The sequence below is a fragment of the Serratia quinivorans genome, from assembly GCF_946227985.1.
GTDB classification, from domain to species: Bacteria; Pseudomonadota; Gammaproteobacteria; order Enterobacterales; family Enterobacteriaceae; genus Serratia; species Serratia quinivorans_A.
Genome location: NZ_CAMKGL010000014.1, coordinates 91,541 through 107,060 on the forward strand (window position 1 = coordinate 91,541; position 15,520 = coordinate 107,060).

Genomic DNA, 15,520 nt, shown 5'->3' on the forward strand with positions numbered 1-15,520 from the left:
TCCTGGAACAGAAAAATACAAAATCGAATTTTGTGCAGGCGGGATGGCAAGGCATTTGGCAAAAAAAAACCTACGCATCTGCGTAGGTTGGTGCAAATTAATATGGGTTCAACAACAAGTTGCTGAGATTCACCAATCAATACCTCTGGGACGTTCAATTTACCCCGTGCCGGCAAAAGCCAGCCAGCAGGCAATCGCAACATTAAGGTGCAAAGTGTAACCAGCTGTTTATACCCGTCGCCTATCAAGCCGCAGCGTTGTTATCTGCACTCACTCATCCCCAGTTACTTACTCAAGTAAGCGCCTGGGGATGAGTGAGCTGGACGCCTAGCCGCAACTCGAAATTCATAGGGTATAGTCAATTATCGAACGCTCACCTCGACCAGGCAGCTCATGGCGTTCGGCCCCTGGGTGAGCGGCGAGGTGCCGATATCCAGCGTTAATACGTTCGGATTGCCGGACTGTTCCACCTGCAGCCACTGGCTGCCGAAGCCCGGATCAAACCAGGCACCGGTGGCCATCAGTACCACGCCCGGAGTTACGCCATCGGTAATAGCGACGCCCGCCAGACAACTGCCACGCGCATTGCTGACCAACACCTCAGCCCCATCGGTAATAACGCGTTTTGCCGCATCCTGCGGGTGCATATACAGCGTTTCACGACCGGCGGTTTTATTGCCCTGCGCCAAGGGGGCCGGGTCCATCTGACTGTGTAAACGATCGCTCGGTTGGATGGAAATCAGGTGCAGCGGCCACTCTTTGGCCTGCGGCGCCCCCAGCCATTCGACCGGCGGCTGCCACTGCGGGTGCGGTGCAAAATCGGCGTAGCGGTAACCGGCAATTTTCTCACTGAACAGCTCAATCTTGCCGCTCGGGGTTTGCAACGGGTTGGCCTGTGGGTCAGCGCGGAAGTCGTCAAAGAACACAAATTCTTTCGCCGGTGCCGGTAGCTCGACATAGCCTTTACGCCAAAAATCCTCGAACTCGGGCCATTCCACACCGGTACCGGCCTGCGCCTGCCCGCACTGCTGATAGATAGATGCGATCCAGGCTCGTTCATCGCGGTTTTCGGTGAACTGTTCGCGGTAACCGAGTCGCTCCGCCAGATCGGCAAAAATATCAAAGTCGTTACGCGCCTGATGCTGCGGCGCAATGGCCTGATGCATCGCCAACACGTAGCGATCGCGCGATGAACCGCCGATATCGTTACGTTCCAGCGAGGTGGTTACCGGCAGCACGATATCCGCCATTTTGGCGGCCGGTGTCCACCAGATATCCTGCACAATCACCGTATCCGGCTTCTGCCAACCTTCCACCAGCCGGTTTAACTGTTGGTGATGATGGAACGGGTTACCCCCGGCCCAGTGCACCAGATGGATATCCGGATAGTGCAGCGTCTCGCCACGGAACGGGTAAGGTTCGCCAGGTTGCAGCAACATGTCGCAAATGCGTGCCACCGGGATCGCCAACCCGCAAGGGTTAGGCCCCACCGGCATCATTGGCCCTGGCGTATCCACGCGCGGGTTGCCAACGCCGTTCATTGAACCGTGGCCAAACGAGAAGCCGCCGCCCGGTAGCCCGACCTGGCCGAGCATCGCTGACAGGGCAATCATCATCCAATAGGGCTGTTCGCCACGATGAGCGCGCTGAACGGAATAGGAGCAGGTAAGAAAGCTGCGCACGCCTATCAGTTGCTGCGCCAGCAGGCCAATGCGCGCCGCCGGGATACCGGTGATCGCACTGGCCCATTCAGGGGTTTTCGCCACGCCGTCATCGGTGCCGCGCAGATAACTCGCCAGTTGGTCATAACCGGCACAGTGGCTATAAAGAAATGCTTCGTCCTGCGCGCCCCGCCGCTGAATTTCATACGCCAGCGCCAGCATTAACGCCACGTCGGTATTCGGGCGGATCGGGATCCATTCGGCATTCACAAATGCCGGACAGTCATCACGCATCGGGCTGATGTTGATAACCGGGGTGCCTTTCTGCACCAGCTTTTGCAACCATGGCTTGAGCGAGTGCTCCGCCGCGCCACCGGACGATACCTGGGCATTTTTCAGCGCCAACCCACCGAAGGCCACAAACAGCTCACAGTGCTCAACCACACTCGGCCAACTGGTGACGCGCCCGGTCAATGGGGTAAAGGTACCAATTACATATGGCAGGAAAAACTGCGCTGCGCCCCAGCTGTAGTTGCCTAGCTGATCAACGCCACCGCCACCGCCGAAATAAAAGCGCCGCACCAGCGAACGCGCATGATGCAAACGCCCGGCGGATGACCAACCATAGGAGCCGGTAAACAGGCCCGAGGGGCCGTAGCGATCGCGCACGCGGCGGTTTTCTTCCGCCACCAGATCGAGTGCCAGATCCCAGTCAACTTCGACAAAATCTTCGCGGCCACGCAGCGTGCGATCGCTGCCTTCACGCTTTTGCAGCCAGGAACGGCGAACCGCCGGCTTGCGGATCCGTTTGTCGGAATAGGCCATCGGCGCGATGGAGTCGAGCATCGGGGAAGGATCCGGATCGCCTGCGAACGGCTCACAGTGGATAAGCCTGCCGTCTTCAACCACGGCGGTATACGCCCCCCAGTGAGCGAGTTGCGGATAACGTTTAATCGACATGCGGTTCTCAAACAAAATGGGATGCACAAAAGTAACATTAGCTCCCCTGCGCCACCAAAGCACAAATGGCTCTATTACTGAGCTACTCAGGTCTAAGCACAGAATAAATCGCCCATATCTGCAACAGCCACCACAAGTTGCGATCGCCAGCGCTTGCAGCCCCGGGTTTTTTCCGCAAGACTGAGGAATGTAAGCGATTACCCAGGATGTATGACAGATATGGCTACCATAAAGGATGTTGCCAGGCTGGCGGGTGTTTCCGTGGCCACGGTATCCCGCGTAATAAACCATTCCCCGAAGGCCAGCGAAAGTTCACGCACCGCCGTGCTGGCCGCGATGGAACAACTGCAGTACCACCCAAACGCTAACGCCCGCGCGCTGGCGCAGCAATCGACCGAAACGCTAGGGCTGATCGTCTCCGACGTGTCCGATCCCTTTTTTGGCGCTATGGTCAAAGCGGTCGAGCAGGTGGCCTACGCTACCCACAACTTCTTGCTGATTGGCAACGGTTACCATGAAGCGGAAAAAGAGCGTCAGGCGATTGAACAACTGGTACGTCACCGCTGTGCCGCACTGGTGGTTCATGCCAAGAAGCTGACCGATCCTGAATTAAGCGGCTGGATGCAGCAAATCCCGGGGATGGTGCTGATTAACCGCACGCTGCCAGGCTTTGAATCCCGCTGTGTGGCGCTGGACGACCGCTATGGTGCCTGGCTGGCGACTCGCCATTTGATTCAACAGGGGCATCAGCGTATTGCCATCGTCTGCTCCACCCACCAAATTTCCGACGCCGCAGACCGTCTGCAGGGTTATCTCGATGCATTGCAGGAGCATGGCATTGCGGTAGATGAAAGACTGATTGCCTACGGAGAGCCGGACGAAATCGGTGGTGAACAAGCGATGACCGAGTTGCTCGGGCGCGGTAAAAACTTCACCGCAGTGACCTGTTATAACGATTCGATGGCCGCAGGCGCGCTCTCGGTGCTGAGCGACAACAGCGTGGACGTGCCGAGCCAAATGTCGTTGATTGGCTTTGATGACGTGCTGATTTCACGCTACCTGCGCCCCCGCCTGACCACCATCCGCTATCCGGTGGTGGCCATGGCGACCCAGGCGGCCGAACTGGCACTGGCGCTGGCCAATAACCAGCCGCTGCCGGAGATCACCAATATGTTCAGCCCGACGCTGGTGCGCCGCCATTCGGTAGCCAGCATCAATAACGTTTACGAGCAGAACTAGCACAGCTCGCGGTGATAGAGCCGCACCGGGCGGTCAGGGTAATCCAGCGCGTCGCCGATATAGTGCCAGCCGTGACGGTCGTAATAGCCGCTGAAGTCACTGTAGAGATACAGCTCGTTGAAACCGGCCTGGCGGCTGTAGTCCTGCACATGCTGCTGCAGCCGCAAACCCAGACCGCTACCGCGCTGGCTTTCATCGACATACAGCGCCGCCAGCCAGGGCGTCAGATCCTGGCGGCTGATTAAATCACAGCGCCACAGACCGACGGTGCCGACCAGTTCGTCTCCCTGCAAGGCAATAAAAGTGATGGGCAAATCTGCCCCACGCAGGCCACTGTCCACAACGCTGGCGAAAAATGCCCTGCTGTTTTCACTGCCGAACGCCCGCCATAACCAGTCAACCACCTGTTGCCTGTGCTGTGGATAATCCGCCAGAAGCGCAATATTAGTCATCCAGCCCTCCCCTTATTCTCGTTACCTGAAAGCAGTCTACGGGCGTTTCACCACAACGCAATCACCGCGATAAAAAGCCGCGCAGCCAAGGGTTAACCCTATGCTAGACTGAGCATTATTTGCCACAGCGGATGTTGAAAGGGGTAAGCCATTGATGATCACCATGTTGGATGTTTCCATTCGCGCGGGGGTATCTAAAGCCACGGTTTCACGCGTGTTGAATGGCACCGGCCAGGTGAAAAAGAGCACCCGCGACGCGGTGTTCAAGGCCATGGACGACCTGGGCTACCGCCCGAATTTCCTGGCCCAGTCGCTGGCGAACAAAAGCTCCAACAGCATCGGGCTGGTGGTTTCCAACTTCGATGGCCCCTACTTCGGCCGCCTGCTGCGCAAAGCCGCCAAGCTGATCGAGGCCAGCGGCAAGCATCTGATTGTCACCGACGGCCACGACACGCCGGAAGACGAGCTACAGGCGGTGCAACTGCTGGCCGATCGCCGCTGTGACGCCATCATCCTGTATACCCGTTTTATGTCCGAGGCCACGCTGATGAAGCTGCTGGACAGCCTGCCGGTGCCGATCATGGTGATCAACCGCGATCTGCCACAAGCCCGTGCACGCTGTGTGTCCTTCGAACAGCAGGAAGCCGCTTTCCATGCGGTGGATTATTTGATTCAGCAAGGGCACCGCGAGATAGCCTGCATTACCGGGCCGATTGCCACGCCTACCGCACAGGCTCGATTGGCCGGCTATCGGCAGGCACTTGAGCATCACACCATTGCCTTCGACGATGCCCGCGTAGCCTATGGTGACAGCAGCGTACAGAGCGGCCATCAGGCTGTGCGTAGTTTACTGAGCAGGGGGAGCGGCTTTAGCGCCCTGTTCGCCTGTAACGACGACATGGCGGTCGGCGCAATGAAGGCATTGCACGATGCGGGCAAACGCCTGCCGCAGGATGTCTCACTGTTCGGCTTTGATGACGAACCCAGTGCCGCCTATTTGCAACCGGCGCTCTCTACCGTTTATCTGCCGATCGACGTGATGATCGAAGCCGCCATCAGCCAGGCTTTCCGCCTGATTAAAGGGGAGGATATACAGCCACTCACTCCTTTCACCGGTGAACTTCGGCTGCGGGAATCCGTGGTTCCAGGGCCTTACGCCAACTGACTTATCTGGGCGCTGCCGCCGATTGCGCGCCGCGCCGCATTTCCTCCACCGCCATTTCCTTTCCCTGCCACCAGCCCGCATATTGTCATGACAATAACCTTTACACTATATAGCACAAAGGCTATATTCGGAGCGTGACATGTGGCAGGTCGTGACCGTCGAACGATTCGACAGCTGGTTTTTATCATTACACAGCGATGAACAAAAAAGCCTGTTGGTGGGCATCTTTAAACTGCAGGAATTTGGCCCCTTGCTGGCGCGTCCCCATGCCGACACGCTGCATCACAACGGTCAAATACAGCATCTGAAAGAATTACGCATTCAGCATCGTGGTCGTCCGTATCGGGTTTTCTTCGCCTTCGACCCACAACGGCAAGCGGTTCTACTGTGCGGCGGCGACAAAACCGGCAATAAACGTTTCTATCAACAAATGCTACCGATTGCCGTCAGAGAGTTTTCACATTATTTGGCAACCCAGAGGTAACGCAAATGGCCAAACCATTATCAAATCTGATCGATAAGCTCGATCCCGCCGTGGTTGACGCGGCTCGGCAAAAAGCGGACAAAGAAATTTTTGAACTGCGGCTGGCTATGCTGCGGGAAGAACTGGCGGTGTCCCAGGTTGAACTGGCTAAACGGCTTGGCATCAGCCAACCTTCTGTGGCCAATTTGGAAAAACGCGGTAGCGAAATCAAACTCTCTTCGTTGAAACGCTATATTGAAGCCATGGGCGGTACGCTGTCACTGGAAGTCCAACTCCCCAACGGCCAGCACCGGCGCATGTCTCTGTAAAACGGGCGCAGAACTGAACTGCGCCCAAATCATCAGATCAGTTCCAGTGCAATCAGCTCTTCAATGGTCTGGCGGCGGCGAATCAATCGCGCTTCGCCATTCTCAAACAGCACTTCCGGCAGCAGCGGGCGGCTGTTGTAGTTCGATGACATGGACGCGCCATAGGCACCGGTGTCATGGAACACCAAATAATCACCGACCTGCACCGGCGGCAGTTCGCGGGTTTCAATGCCGCCACCGGCCTGCTGGGTAAAGACATCACCGGATTCGCACAACGGCCCGGCAATCACGGTATCGCGCAGCGGCTGGTTGGCAGTATCGCGGCCATCGGCCGGCAGCAGAGAAATATGGTGGTAACTGCCGTACATCGCCGGACGCATCAAATCGTTAAAACCGGCGTCCACCAGCACAAAGTGGCGGCTGCCCATGTCTTTCACCGCGCGCACCTCGGCCACCAGCACCCCGGCTTCCGCCATCAGGAAACGCCCAGGTTCAATCTCCAGGCTTACCGGATGCCCCAGATGCGCAGCAATGCGCTCACGGGCACGGTTCCACAGGCCAAAATAGTGTTCGGTATCAATCGCCTCTTCACCGTACTGATAAGGGATCGACAGGCCGCCACCGGCGGAGATGGCGCTAATATCCTGGCCGAGATCGATCACCTGCTGCACCATGGCATCACATACCCGCTCCAGATGCTGGTAATCCACGCCCGAGCCGATATGCATATGGACGCCAATCAGTTTCAGGCCGTACTGCTGAATTTTCGCCACCGCCTGCGGTAAATCGGCATACCAAATACCGTGCTTGCTGTTCTCGCCGCCGGTATTGGTTTTTTGACTGTGCCCGTGGCCAAAGCCTGGGTTGATACGCAGCCATACCGGGTGCTCAGCAGAAACCTGGCCCAGTTGCTCCAGCATGTCGATCGAACCGACATTAACCGGAATTTTCAATTCGCTGACGCGTGCCAGGGTCGCGTGATCCAGTACATCGGCGGTAAACACGATCTCACTTGGCTCACCACCCGGCTGAAAACCAGCCTGCAGCGCGCGCTCAATCTCCCCCAACGACACCGAGTCCACCTTGACGCCCTGCTCACGCATCAGGCGCAGAATATGGATATTCGAGCAGGCCTTTTGGGCAAAACGAATCACATCAAAATGACGCAGCTGGCTGATGCGCTCGCTAATGATAGCGGCGTCATAGGCCCATACCGGGCAACCAAAACGCTCAGGCAGGGCCAACAGGTTAGCAGCATTAAGGGCAGTCGTCGTATCCTGTAAAGTACGTGGCATAGTAGTGTTCCCGAATCAAAATTTGCTTACCCGTCGTATTTCAAGTCGCAGCGTTGTTAAGTGCACTCGCTCACCCCAGATACTTACTAAAGTAAGCGCCTGGGGATGAGCGAGCTGGTCGCCTAGCTGCAACTTGAAATCCATAGGGTATGGTTGAATACCCCAATATTGCCGCACTCGTTCTTGGGTGGAAAATATCTATTTAGCCAGAGTCTATTCAATTATGATATGGCTTTGCTGATTACGGGAGCTGCCGATGCACGCAATAACGCTACGCCAGATTGAAATCTTCTATGCGGTGATGACCACCGGCAACCTGACCGAAGCCGCTGCGCTGCTGCAAACCTCGCAGCCCACCGTCAGCCGTGAGCTGGCACGCTTTGAGAAGCTCATCCAGCTGCAATTGTTCGAACGGGTACGCGGCCGCTTATCCCCAACGGTGCAAGGCCTGCGGCTATTAGAGGAGGTGCAGCGCTCCTACTATGGTCTGGATCGTATCACCGCCGCCGCCGCCGGTATCCGCCAGTTCCGGCAGGCACAGCTGTCGATTGCCTGCCTGCCGGTGTTCTCGCAATCACTGCTGCCCGCGGTGTGCAAACCTTTTATCGATCGCTATCCGGATGTCAGTTTCAGCGTAATACCGCAGGAGTCACCGCTGCTGGAAGAGTGGCTGTCGGCACAGCGCCACGATTTGGGACTCACGGAAAATACCCTGACCCCGGCGGGGACCGAGCGCATGACGCTGATGACTCTGAACGAGGTGTGCGTGCTACCGGCCGGGCATCCCCTGCTGGCGAAAACGGTGTTGACGCCGCAGGATTTTGCCGGACACAACTTTATCAGCCTGTCGAACACCGACAGCTATCGCCAGCTACTGGATTCGTTGTTCAGTGAGGAAGGGGTCAACCGCCGTCTGGTGATGGAAACCCATAGCGCCGCATCGGTCTGCGCCATGGTTAAAGCGGGAGTGGGAGTGTCGATCGTTAACCCGCTGACGGCGCTCGATTACGCCGGCAGCGGCGTCCACGTGCGGCCATTCAGCGTTGAGGTTCCCTTTACCGTCAGTCTGATCCGGCCGCTGCACCGCCCATCGTCGGCGCTGGTCACGGCCTTTACTCAGCATTTGCAACAGCAGGCGGAGACACTCCCCGCCCGTCTGGCAGCGGTAATTACACGCTAGCCGGGCGCTTGGCGCGGCTGAAGGTCACCAGACAAAGTACCAGTCCCAGCAGCGCAATCCCCGCGGCCGCCAGCGGTACGCTGGTCAGGCCCAGCCCCTGCGCAATCACCACGCCGCCGACCCAGGCACCGATGGCATTACCGACGTTGAACGCGGCAATATTCAGCGTAGAGACCAGGTTGGGGGCTTTTTTACCGTAGGTGACCACGTTGATCTGCAGCGCCGGTACGGCGGCAAACGCGGCGGCGGCCCACAGGAACAGGGTGATCTCTGCCGGGACCATCGAATGGCTGGTCCAACTGAACAGCGCCGCGAAACAGGCGATAACCAGGAAAGTACAGGTCAGGGTCAGCGGCAAACGCCAGTCGGCCAGACGGCCGCCAAGGATATTGCCCAGCGTCAGGCCAACCCCCATCAACAGCAGCGTCCAACTCACGCCATGTGAGGAAACCCCGGTCACTTCGGTCAGCAACGGGGCAATATAGGTAAACAGCGCGAACATGGATGCGGCAAAGGCCACGGTCATCAGCAGCGAAAGCCAGATGCCGCCGCCACGCAGTGCCGTCAGCTCTTTTTTCAGGTCGGTCGGTTGTTCATCCTTGACCGTCGGCAGCTTGCTATACAGCGCCAACAGGGATAATACGCCGATCACCGTCACCGCCCAGAAGGTTGAGCGCCAGCCCAATGCCTGCCCCAGCGCAGTGCCGAGCGGCACCCCCAACACGTTGGCCAATGTCAGACCGGTGAACATCAACGCTACGGCGGAAGCCCGACGGTTGGGTGCCACCAGGTTAGCCGCCACTACAGCGCCAATGCCGAAGAATGCCCCATGGCACAAGGCGGTGATAATGCGCGCCAGCATCAGGAAATCGTAGCTGTAACTCAGCGCGCACATAATATTGCCGAAGATGAAAATCACCATCAGCAGTAGCAGCGTCTTTTTGCGCGGCAGCTTCGCCGTTAGCAGCGCCATGATCGGGGCGCCGATAGCCACGCCAAGGGCATAGCCGCTGATCAACCAGCCGGCGGAAGGAATAGAGACCTGCAGATCCCTCGCGACCTCCGGCAGCAACCCCATAATAACGAACTCGGTGGTGCCGATAGCAAATGCACTTAATGCCAGTGCGAGCAGAGAAACAGGCATGCGTAACGCTCCCAATCAACAAAGCCCCGGCGTCAGGCGCGCGAGGCTGGTAAAAAACACAAAATTATCGGCCAGCCCGACAGGCTGTCCGTGGAAAGGTCAGAGAGGATGTTCAAAGAGCCGGGATATCTATTTAACCCTATAATTATTAAGTCTTATTCACTCTTCTCACGCGACAAAAACTACACGTCGCCCCACCAGTTAACCAGTGACCCAGCCGCGACAGCGCACAAAATGCCCCGATAAACACGCTAACCGCTTGAATGCGCTGATGATGAAAAATGTGTGAAAATGTTACCGCGGCGTTAACGATATCAGCGCAGCGTCGCTCGCCAGCCGACATCGGTGGCAAACCACTCCACTAAAAAGTCCAGCATGGTCCTCAGCGTCGCCGGCATCTGTCGACGGGAAGTATAAATGCCATAAATGCCCATCGACTGGGGCCGATAATCCGGCATCAGCTCAACCAGTTCGCCGCTGGCCAGCAGCGGTGCCGCCGAATAGTACGGCTGCATGGAAATCCCCGCCCCCTGCACCGTTCCCGCCATCAATACCACCGACTCGTTGGCGCTCAGATTACCGCTGACCGCGACTGCCGACTTCACTCCCTGGTGGTCAAAATGCCACAGGCTTTTACCGAAGTAGGAGTAAGTCAGGCAGTTGTGCAGCGCCAGATCCTGCGGATGACGCGGCGTGCCATGCGCCGCCAGGTAGGCCGGAGCAGCGCAAACCACCGAGGCGCAGGAAGACAGCGGTCGGGCGATCAGATTGGGATCCAGCTCATTGGTAATTCGCAGCGCCAAATCGATACGCTCTTCGACCAGATTCACCGTGCGATTATTCATTTGCAGATCCACCGCCACCTGCGGATGACGCTTCAGGTATTGCGCTACCGCGCCCACCAACGCCGTCTGCCCCAGCGACTGCGAGCAGGTGATCCGCAGCAGGCCGCGTAGTTCATCGTTCTGTTCCCCTTCGACCAGGTCTATTTCCCCCGCCAGCGCCAGCATCTGTCGGCAACGCTCTAATGTACGCTCTCCGGCATCAGTCAGACTAAGCTTACGGGTAGTACGGTGCAGCAAACGTGCCCCGGCCCATTGCTCCATCTGGGCCAGATAACGCGTCACCATGGCTCGCGACATTTCCAGCGTTTCCGCCGCTGCAATCATGCTGCCACGGTCAACGATGGTGATAAAAACCTCAGCGGCGGTAATGCGATCCATGATTCGTCCGATTTACGCAATGAATAATTGCTCATTATCCGGTTTTTCTATCGCTTTATGCAACCTAACATCTATACAACATTTAATCGTTACCCAAGGACCTCTGACCATGTTTAACAAATCATTACTGACCCTGGCCTTCGCCGGCATCACCACCTTTAGCGCCTATGCCACCGCCGCCGACACTCTGACCATGGAAGTGTACAACCCGGGTGAGAAAAGCGTATTCCCGGTGTCCTCTGAGATCATCAGCGGCAAACACGAAGTGGCGCTGATCGACGCCCAGTTCCAGCGCAATGACGCAGAAGAACTGGTGAAAAAGATCAAGGCAACCGGCAAGAAGCTGACCACCGTGTACATCAGCCATTCAGATCCGGATTTCTACTTTGGTCTGGACGTGATTAAAGCCGCGTTCCCACAGGCAAAAATCATCGCCTCACCGGGCACCATTGAAGAAATCAACGCCACCAAAGACGGCAAAGTGGCCTATTGGGGCCCGATCCTGAAAGACAACGCGCCGAAAGCGGTGGTGGTTCCACAGGCGTTGCAGGGTGACAGCTTCACCGTTGACGGCCAGAAAGTTGAAGTGAAAGGCCTGACCGGCCCAACGCCGGAGCGCACCTACGTGTGGATCCCGGCGCTGAAAGCGGTAGTGGGCGGTGTTCCGGTCGCGGGCGACAACATCCATCCGTGGATCGCCGATAACCAGACCGTTGAATCCCGCGCACACTGGCAGCAGACGCTGGAAGGCATCAAGGCATTGAAACCGAAAGTCGTTGTTCCTGGCCATTTCCTGCCGGGTGCCGACCAGACGCTGAAATCCGTTACCTTTACCCAGAACTACCTGACCACGCTGGAAGCTGAACTGCCAAAAGCCAAAGATTCTGCTGCACTGGTGGCGGCAATGAAAAAGCATTACCCGAACCTGAAAGATGAATCCAGCCTGGAACTGAGCGCCAAGGTGCTGAAAGGCGAAATGAAGTGGCCGCAATAAGCCCGCCTTAATAAACAGGCTACGGCGTTACTGCAACCCGCCCTTGAAAGGGGGCGGGGATAACGAGGAATAAATATGACCGGCACGACTCTGCATTACATTTTCGATCCGCTGTGTGGCTGGTGTTATGGCGCAGCCCCGCTGGTGAAGGCGGCCAAAACCATTCCAGGGCTGAACATCGCCCTGCATGCCGGAGGCATGATGACCGGCAACAATCGCCGCCAAATCACGGACGAATGGCGTAATTATGTTATCCCGCACGACAAGCGTATTGCGGAGTTAACCGGACAAACCTTTGGCGAAGCCTATTTCAATGGCTTGCTGCGTGATACCAGCGCAGTGATGGACTCAGAGCCGCCGATTACCGCGATACTGGCGGCGCAAGCGCTGGCGGGACGCGGGCTGGATATGCTGCATCGCATTCAGGAAGCGCATTATCAGGAAGGTCGACGCATCGCCGATACGCCGGTGCTGGAAGCCCTGGCAAAAGAGCTGGGCCTGGCTTCTGCCCCGTTCATCGCCGAGATGCGCTTTAACGCCGGTGCCCCGACCGCGCAACACATAGCGCAAAGTCGGGCACTGCTGGCCAAAGTTCAGGGACAAGGGTTCCCGACCTTTGCGCTCGAAGACAGTGAAGGCCAGCTGCGCCAGATCCCGGCGGGCAACTATCTGGGGAATGTTGAAGCCTGGAAAGAATTGCTGAGCGGTGCCGCTACCTGGGCATAAACCGGGTTACCCTGCCCAGACATCCACTCAGTTGGGTGCCTGGGCTATTTATTCGACCCGCACAAAGCGCCCTTCTGCCCGTACGTTAAAACCAAAACCGCAGTCGCCTTGGGTATGCATTTGCAGCGCATCCGCAGTGAAGTGCATCGCCACATCACAGGCTATCGCGTCCTCCGGCTCCCGCTGACGATACAGCGCCTTGCCCTGTTCAATCGGCAACACCTCGGCGAATTCGCCCATATTCGGGCCGTAATACAACCCCATTTGCGGCATGTAATAACCGGAATAGTCGATCAGCCAGCGACCGTCCTGCGGCTTGACCTCCACTTCGCTCCATACGCCGCGCCCGGCATACTGCCAGTAGACGCCGCCCGGCCCGTTCGACGGCGGTTGCTTCGCCAGGCGTTGCTGCAGCAGTTTTAAATTATGTTGGGATTTACTGTCCTGCGGTGCCAATTCCAGATAGGCGCGTGCCTTGAGCAGTTCACCGGCATGCATCAGCGCCAGCGCCACGTTGTTGTAAGCGGTGGCGGTCGCCTGACTGTCCAGACCACAGAACTCGCTCCAGGCGGCCTGATCGCGGAAAACGTCGGCTGCGCGTGGGTAATCACCGCGCTGGTAAGCACTTTTCCCCAGCTCGGCATAGCTCGCCACCTTATGGCAATCGGCATCAATATCCGGCTCATCAATATGTGCCCTGGCCTGAGCGCTGGCAAACGCACCACAGGTCAACAGCAAGGGAACCAACGCCTTCATTACTTTTCCTTTCCGCAGTAAATACCCCAAATTCGGCGCCAGTATAACCGCCATTGCTCCCGGCGACACCTCTGACGATCCAGCCTTAATATTTCAAACGGTTAGCTGCGTTAGAACTGCTTACAGTCCAGGTTTGTTTGTTACTTGTCCGCGGCCCATGCTGAAGAAAATACAGAATCGACGAGAACTCATGAACACGACCCCACTCCCCAAACACGCCGTCTGGCAATTGATTAAGCCCTTTTGGGTCTCGGAAGAGAAACTGCGAGCCTGGTCGATGCTGATCGCCATTGTCGCTTTGTCGCTCGGGCTGGTGTACATCAGCGTGCTGATCAATCAGTGGAACCAGGTGTTTTACGACGCGCTGCAAAACAAAAACTATCCGGTATTCAAGGCACAGCTGTGGCGCTTTACCTATCTGGCGCTGATCTTCATCGTGCTGGCGGTATACAAAATTTACCTGACGCAGGGCCTGCAGATGCGCTGGCGGCGCTGGATGACCGAAAAATTTATGGGCAAATGGCTGGCGCATCAGGCCTATTACCATACCGAACAGCAACAGATCGTCGATAACCCGGACCAGCGTATTGCCGAAGATCTCAATGTTCTGACCCAGTACACGCTGTCGCTGTCGCTTGGGCTGCTTTCCAGTCTGGTGACGCTGTTTTCCTTTATCACCATTCTCTGGCACGTCAGCGGGCCAATGACTTTTGTTATCCATCAGCATGCCGTCACCCTGCCCGGCTACATGGTGTGGTTCGCCCTGCTGTACGCGGTGCTGGGGTCACTGCTGATTTGGTGGGTCGGCAAACCACTGGTCCAGCTCGGCTTTAATCAGGAGCGCTATGAGGCAAACTTCCGTTTTGGGCTGATCCGTATCCGGGAAAACAACGATGCCATCGCGCTTTATCACGGCGAACCGCGCGAAGCGCAACAGTTGGGTGACCGCTTTGACAGCATCCGCACCAACTGGTGGTCCATCATGCGCATCACCCGTCGGCTTAACATCGCCTCTAACTTTTACAGCCAGTTTGCCATTGTTTTCCCGCTGTTGGTGGCGGCACCGCGTTACTTCTCCGGCGCTATCCAGATGGGCGGCATGATGCAGATCGCCTCCGCCTTTGGCCAGGTCCAGGGCGCACTGTCATGGTTTATCGATGCCTTTAGCGATCTGGCAACCTGGAAAGCCTGCGTTAACCGTTTGGCCGGTTTTAACGCCGCCGTGGAGCAGGTACACCATCAGCAACGCGGCATTCAACAGCAACCGGAGAACCACCAACCGCTGATCCTCGACCGTCTCAGCCTGCAACTGCCGGACGGTCAAAGCTTGCTGAGCTCAACGTCGATGACGCTGAAACGCGGTGATAAAGTGCTGGTCGTCGGCCCTTCGGGCTGCGGTAAATCAACGCTGCTGCGTGCTATCGCCGGGATCTGGCCCTACGGCTCCGGCACCATTGGCCGCGACGCGGCCAGCAGCGCCTTATTCCTGCCACAACGCAGCTATATTCCCATCGGCACGCTGCGCGAGGCGCTCAGTTATCCGCATCTCTCAGCCGAATACAGTGATGAGCAACTGCTGAGAGTGCTGGAAAATTGCCGTCTGAAGCATCTGCAACGCTGGCTGGACACCAGTGCCAACTGGAGCCACCGTCTGTCGCCGGGCGAGCAACAGCGGCTGGCGTTCGCCCGCGCTATTCTGACCCGCCCGGACATTTTGTTCCTCGACGAGGCCACCAGCGCGCTGGACGATGAAACCGAGCAGTTGATGTATTGCCTGTTGGTCGATGAGCTGCCGCAGGTGACATTGGTCAGCGTGGCGCACCGCAACAGCGTGGCGAAATACCACCAGAGCTGCTGGCGCTTTAGCCGTGCAGAAGAGAACCAACCGGCCCGAATAGCACCAAGCCCCCTACCTATCGCCGGTTAATCAACC

The 15,520-nt window shown here is 57.3% G+C and carries 14 protein-coding genes; 8 read left to right on the forward strand and 6 right to left on the reverse strand.

From position 1 onward, the window contains the following. Positions 1–362 precede the first annotated feature (362 nt). Positions 363–2,621, reverse strand: coding sequence for a molybdopterin guanine dinucleotide-containing S/N-oxide reductase (locus tag OCH02_RS23440; protein ID WP_261433201.1), 2,259 nt, complete (start codon positions 2,619–2,621; stop codon positions 363–365). A gap of 219 nt (positions 2,622–2,840) precedes the next feature. Here OCH02_RS23440 and galR point away from each other — a divergent pair, with 219 nt between their 5' ends. Further along, on the forward strand, positions 2,841–3,860 hold the full coding sequence (galR, locus tag OCH02_RS23445; protein WP_261433203.1) for an HTH-type transcriptional regulator GalR: 1,020 nt from the start codon (positions 2,841–2,843) through the stop codon (positions 3,858–3,860). Here the strand turns inward: galR and OCH02_RS23450 are convergent. Further along, positions 3,857–4,312, reverse strand: a complete 456-nt coding sequence (locus OCH02_RS23450) for a GNAT family N-acetyltransferase (RefSeq protein WP_261433204.1) — start codon at positions 4,310–4,312, stop codon at positions 3,857–3,859. The two genes, galR and OCH02_RS23450, sit on opposite strands and share 4 nt — an antisense overlap. A 154-nt stretch (positions 4,313–4,466) precedes the next feature. Here OCH02_RS23450 and OCH02_RS23455 point away from each other — a divergent pair, with 154 nt between their 5' ends. From OCH02_RS23455 to OCH02_RS23465, 3 genes are all read left to right on the forward strand, one after another. Continuing rightward, on the forward strand, positions 4,467–5,477 hold the full coding sequence (locus tag OCH02_RS23455) for a LacI family DNA-binding transcriptional regulator (RefSeq protein ID WP_261433205.1): 1,011 nt from the start codon (positions 4,467–4,469) through the stop codon (positions 5,475–5,477). Between the two features lie 139 nt (positions 5,478–5,616). After that, on the forward strand, positions 5,617–5,961 hold the full coding sequence (locus tag OCH02_RS23460; protein ID WP_115183925.1) for a type II toxin-antitoxin system RelE/ParE family toxin: 345 nt from the start codon (positions 5,617–5,619) through the stop codon (positions 5,959–5,961). 5 nt (positions 5,962–5,966) lie between these two features. After that, positions 5,967–6,269 (forward strand): helix-turn-helix domain-containing protein, encoded by a 303-nt coding sequence (locus OCH02_RS23465; RefSeq protein WP_012146538.1) that lies wholly within the window; start codon positions 5,967–5,969, stop codon positions 6,267–6,269. Between the two features lie 32 nt (positions 6,270–6,301). Here the strand turns inward: OCH02_RS23465 and lysA are convergent, their stop codons facing one another. Continuing rightward, on the reverse strand, positions 6,302–7,564 hold the full coding sequence (lysA, locus tag OCH02_RS23470) for a diaminopimelate decarboxylase (protein WP_261433208.1): 1,263 nt from the start codon (positions 7,562–7,564) through the stop codon (positions 6,302–6,304). Positions 7,565–7,820: 256 nt separating this feature from the next. On the opposite strand from lysA, the gene OCH02_RS23475 reads away from it, so the two are divergent. Further along, positions 7,821–8,744: a LysR family transcriptional regulator gene (locus tag OCH02_RS23475; protein WP_261433209.1), complete on the forward strand. Its 924-nt coding sequence runs from the start codon at positions 7,821–7,823 to the stop codon at positions 8,742–8,744. On the opposite strand, the gene OCH02_RS23480 is transcribed toward OCH02_RS23475, so the two are convergent. Further along, positions 8,734–9,888 carry an MFS transporter gene (locus tag OCH02_RS23480; protein WP_135317785.1) on the reverse strand — a complete coding sequence of 385 codons (1,155 nt, stop codon included), beginning with the start codon at positions 9,886–9,888 and terminating at the stop codon, positions 8,734–8,736. The genes OCH02_RS23475 and OCH02_RS23480 overlap by 11 nt on opposite strands. Positions 9,889–10,202: 314 nt before the next feature. Continuing rightward, a complete protein-coding gene (locus OCH02_RS23485) occupies positions 10,203–11,111 on the reverse strand; it encodes a LysR family transcriptional regulator (protein WP_261433210.1) in 909 nt (302 codons plus the stop codon). 109 nt (positions 11,112–11,220) lie between these two features. On the opposite strand from OCH02_RS23485, the gene OCH02_RS23490 reads away from it, so the two are divergent. Together OCH02_RS23490 and OCH02_RS23495 are read left to right on the forward strand one after the other, a co-directional pair. After that, the gene (locus OCH02_RS23490; protein ID WP_261110431.1) at positions 11,221–12,105 is read left to right on the forward strand and encodes an MBL fold metallo-hydrolase; all 885 of its coding nucleotides are present in this window, start codon (positions 11,221–11,223) and stop codon (positions 12,103–12,105) included. A 75-nt stretch (positions 12,106–12,180) separates the two neighbouring features. Continuing rightward, complete coding sequence (locus OCH02_RS23495; RefSeq protein ID WP_017893828.1) at positions 12,181–12,831, forward strand: DsbA family protein; 651 nt, start codon at positions 12,181–12,183, stop codon at positions 12,829–12,831. A 48-nt stretch (positions 12,832–12,879) separates the two neighbouring features. Here OCH02_RS23495 and OCH02_RS23500 read toward each other — a convergent pair whose 3' ends face one another. Then, positions 12,880–13,587 (reverse strand): tetratricopeptide repeat protein, encoded by a 708-nt coding sequence (locus OCH02_RS23500; RefSeq protein WP_261433211.1) that lies wholly within the window; start codon positions 13,585–13,587, stop codon positions 12,880–12,882. A gap of 190 nt (positions 13,588–13,777) precedes the next feature. Here OCH02_RS23500 and OCH02_RS23505 point away from each other — a divergent pair, with 190 nt between their 5' ends. Then, positions 13,778–15,514 carry an ABC transporter ATP-binding protein/permease gene (locus tag OCH02_RS23505; RefSeq protein WP_261433212.1) on the forward strand — a complete coding sequence of 579 codons (1,737 nt, stop codon included), beginning with the start codon at positions 13,778–13,780 and terminating at the stop codon, positions 15,512–15,514. Positions 15,515–15,520: the final 6 nt, after the last annotated feature.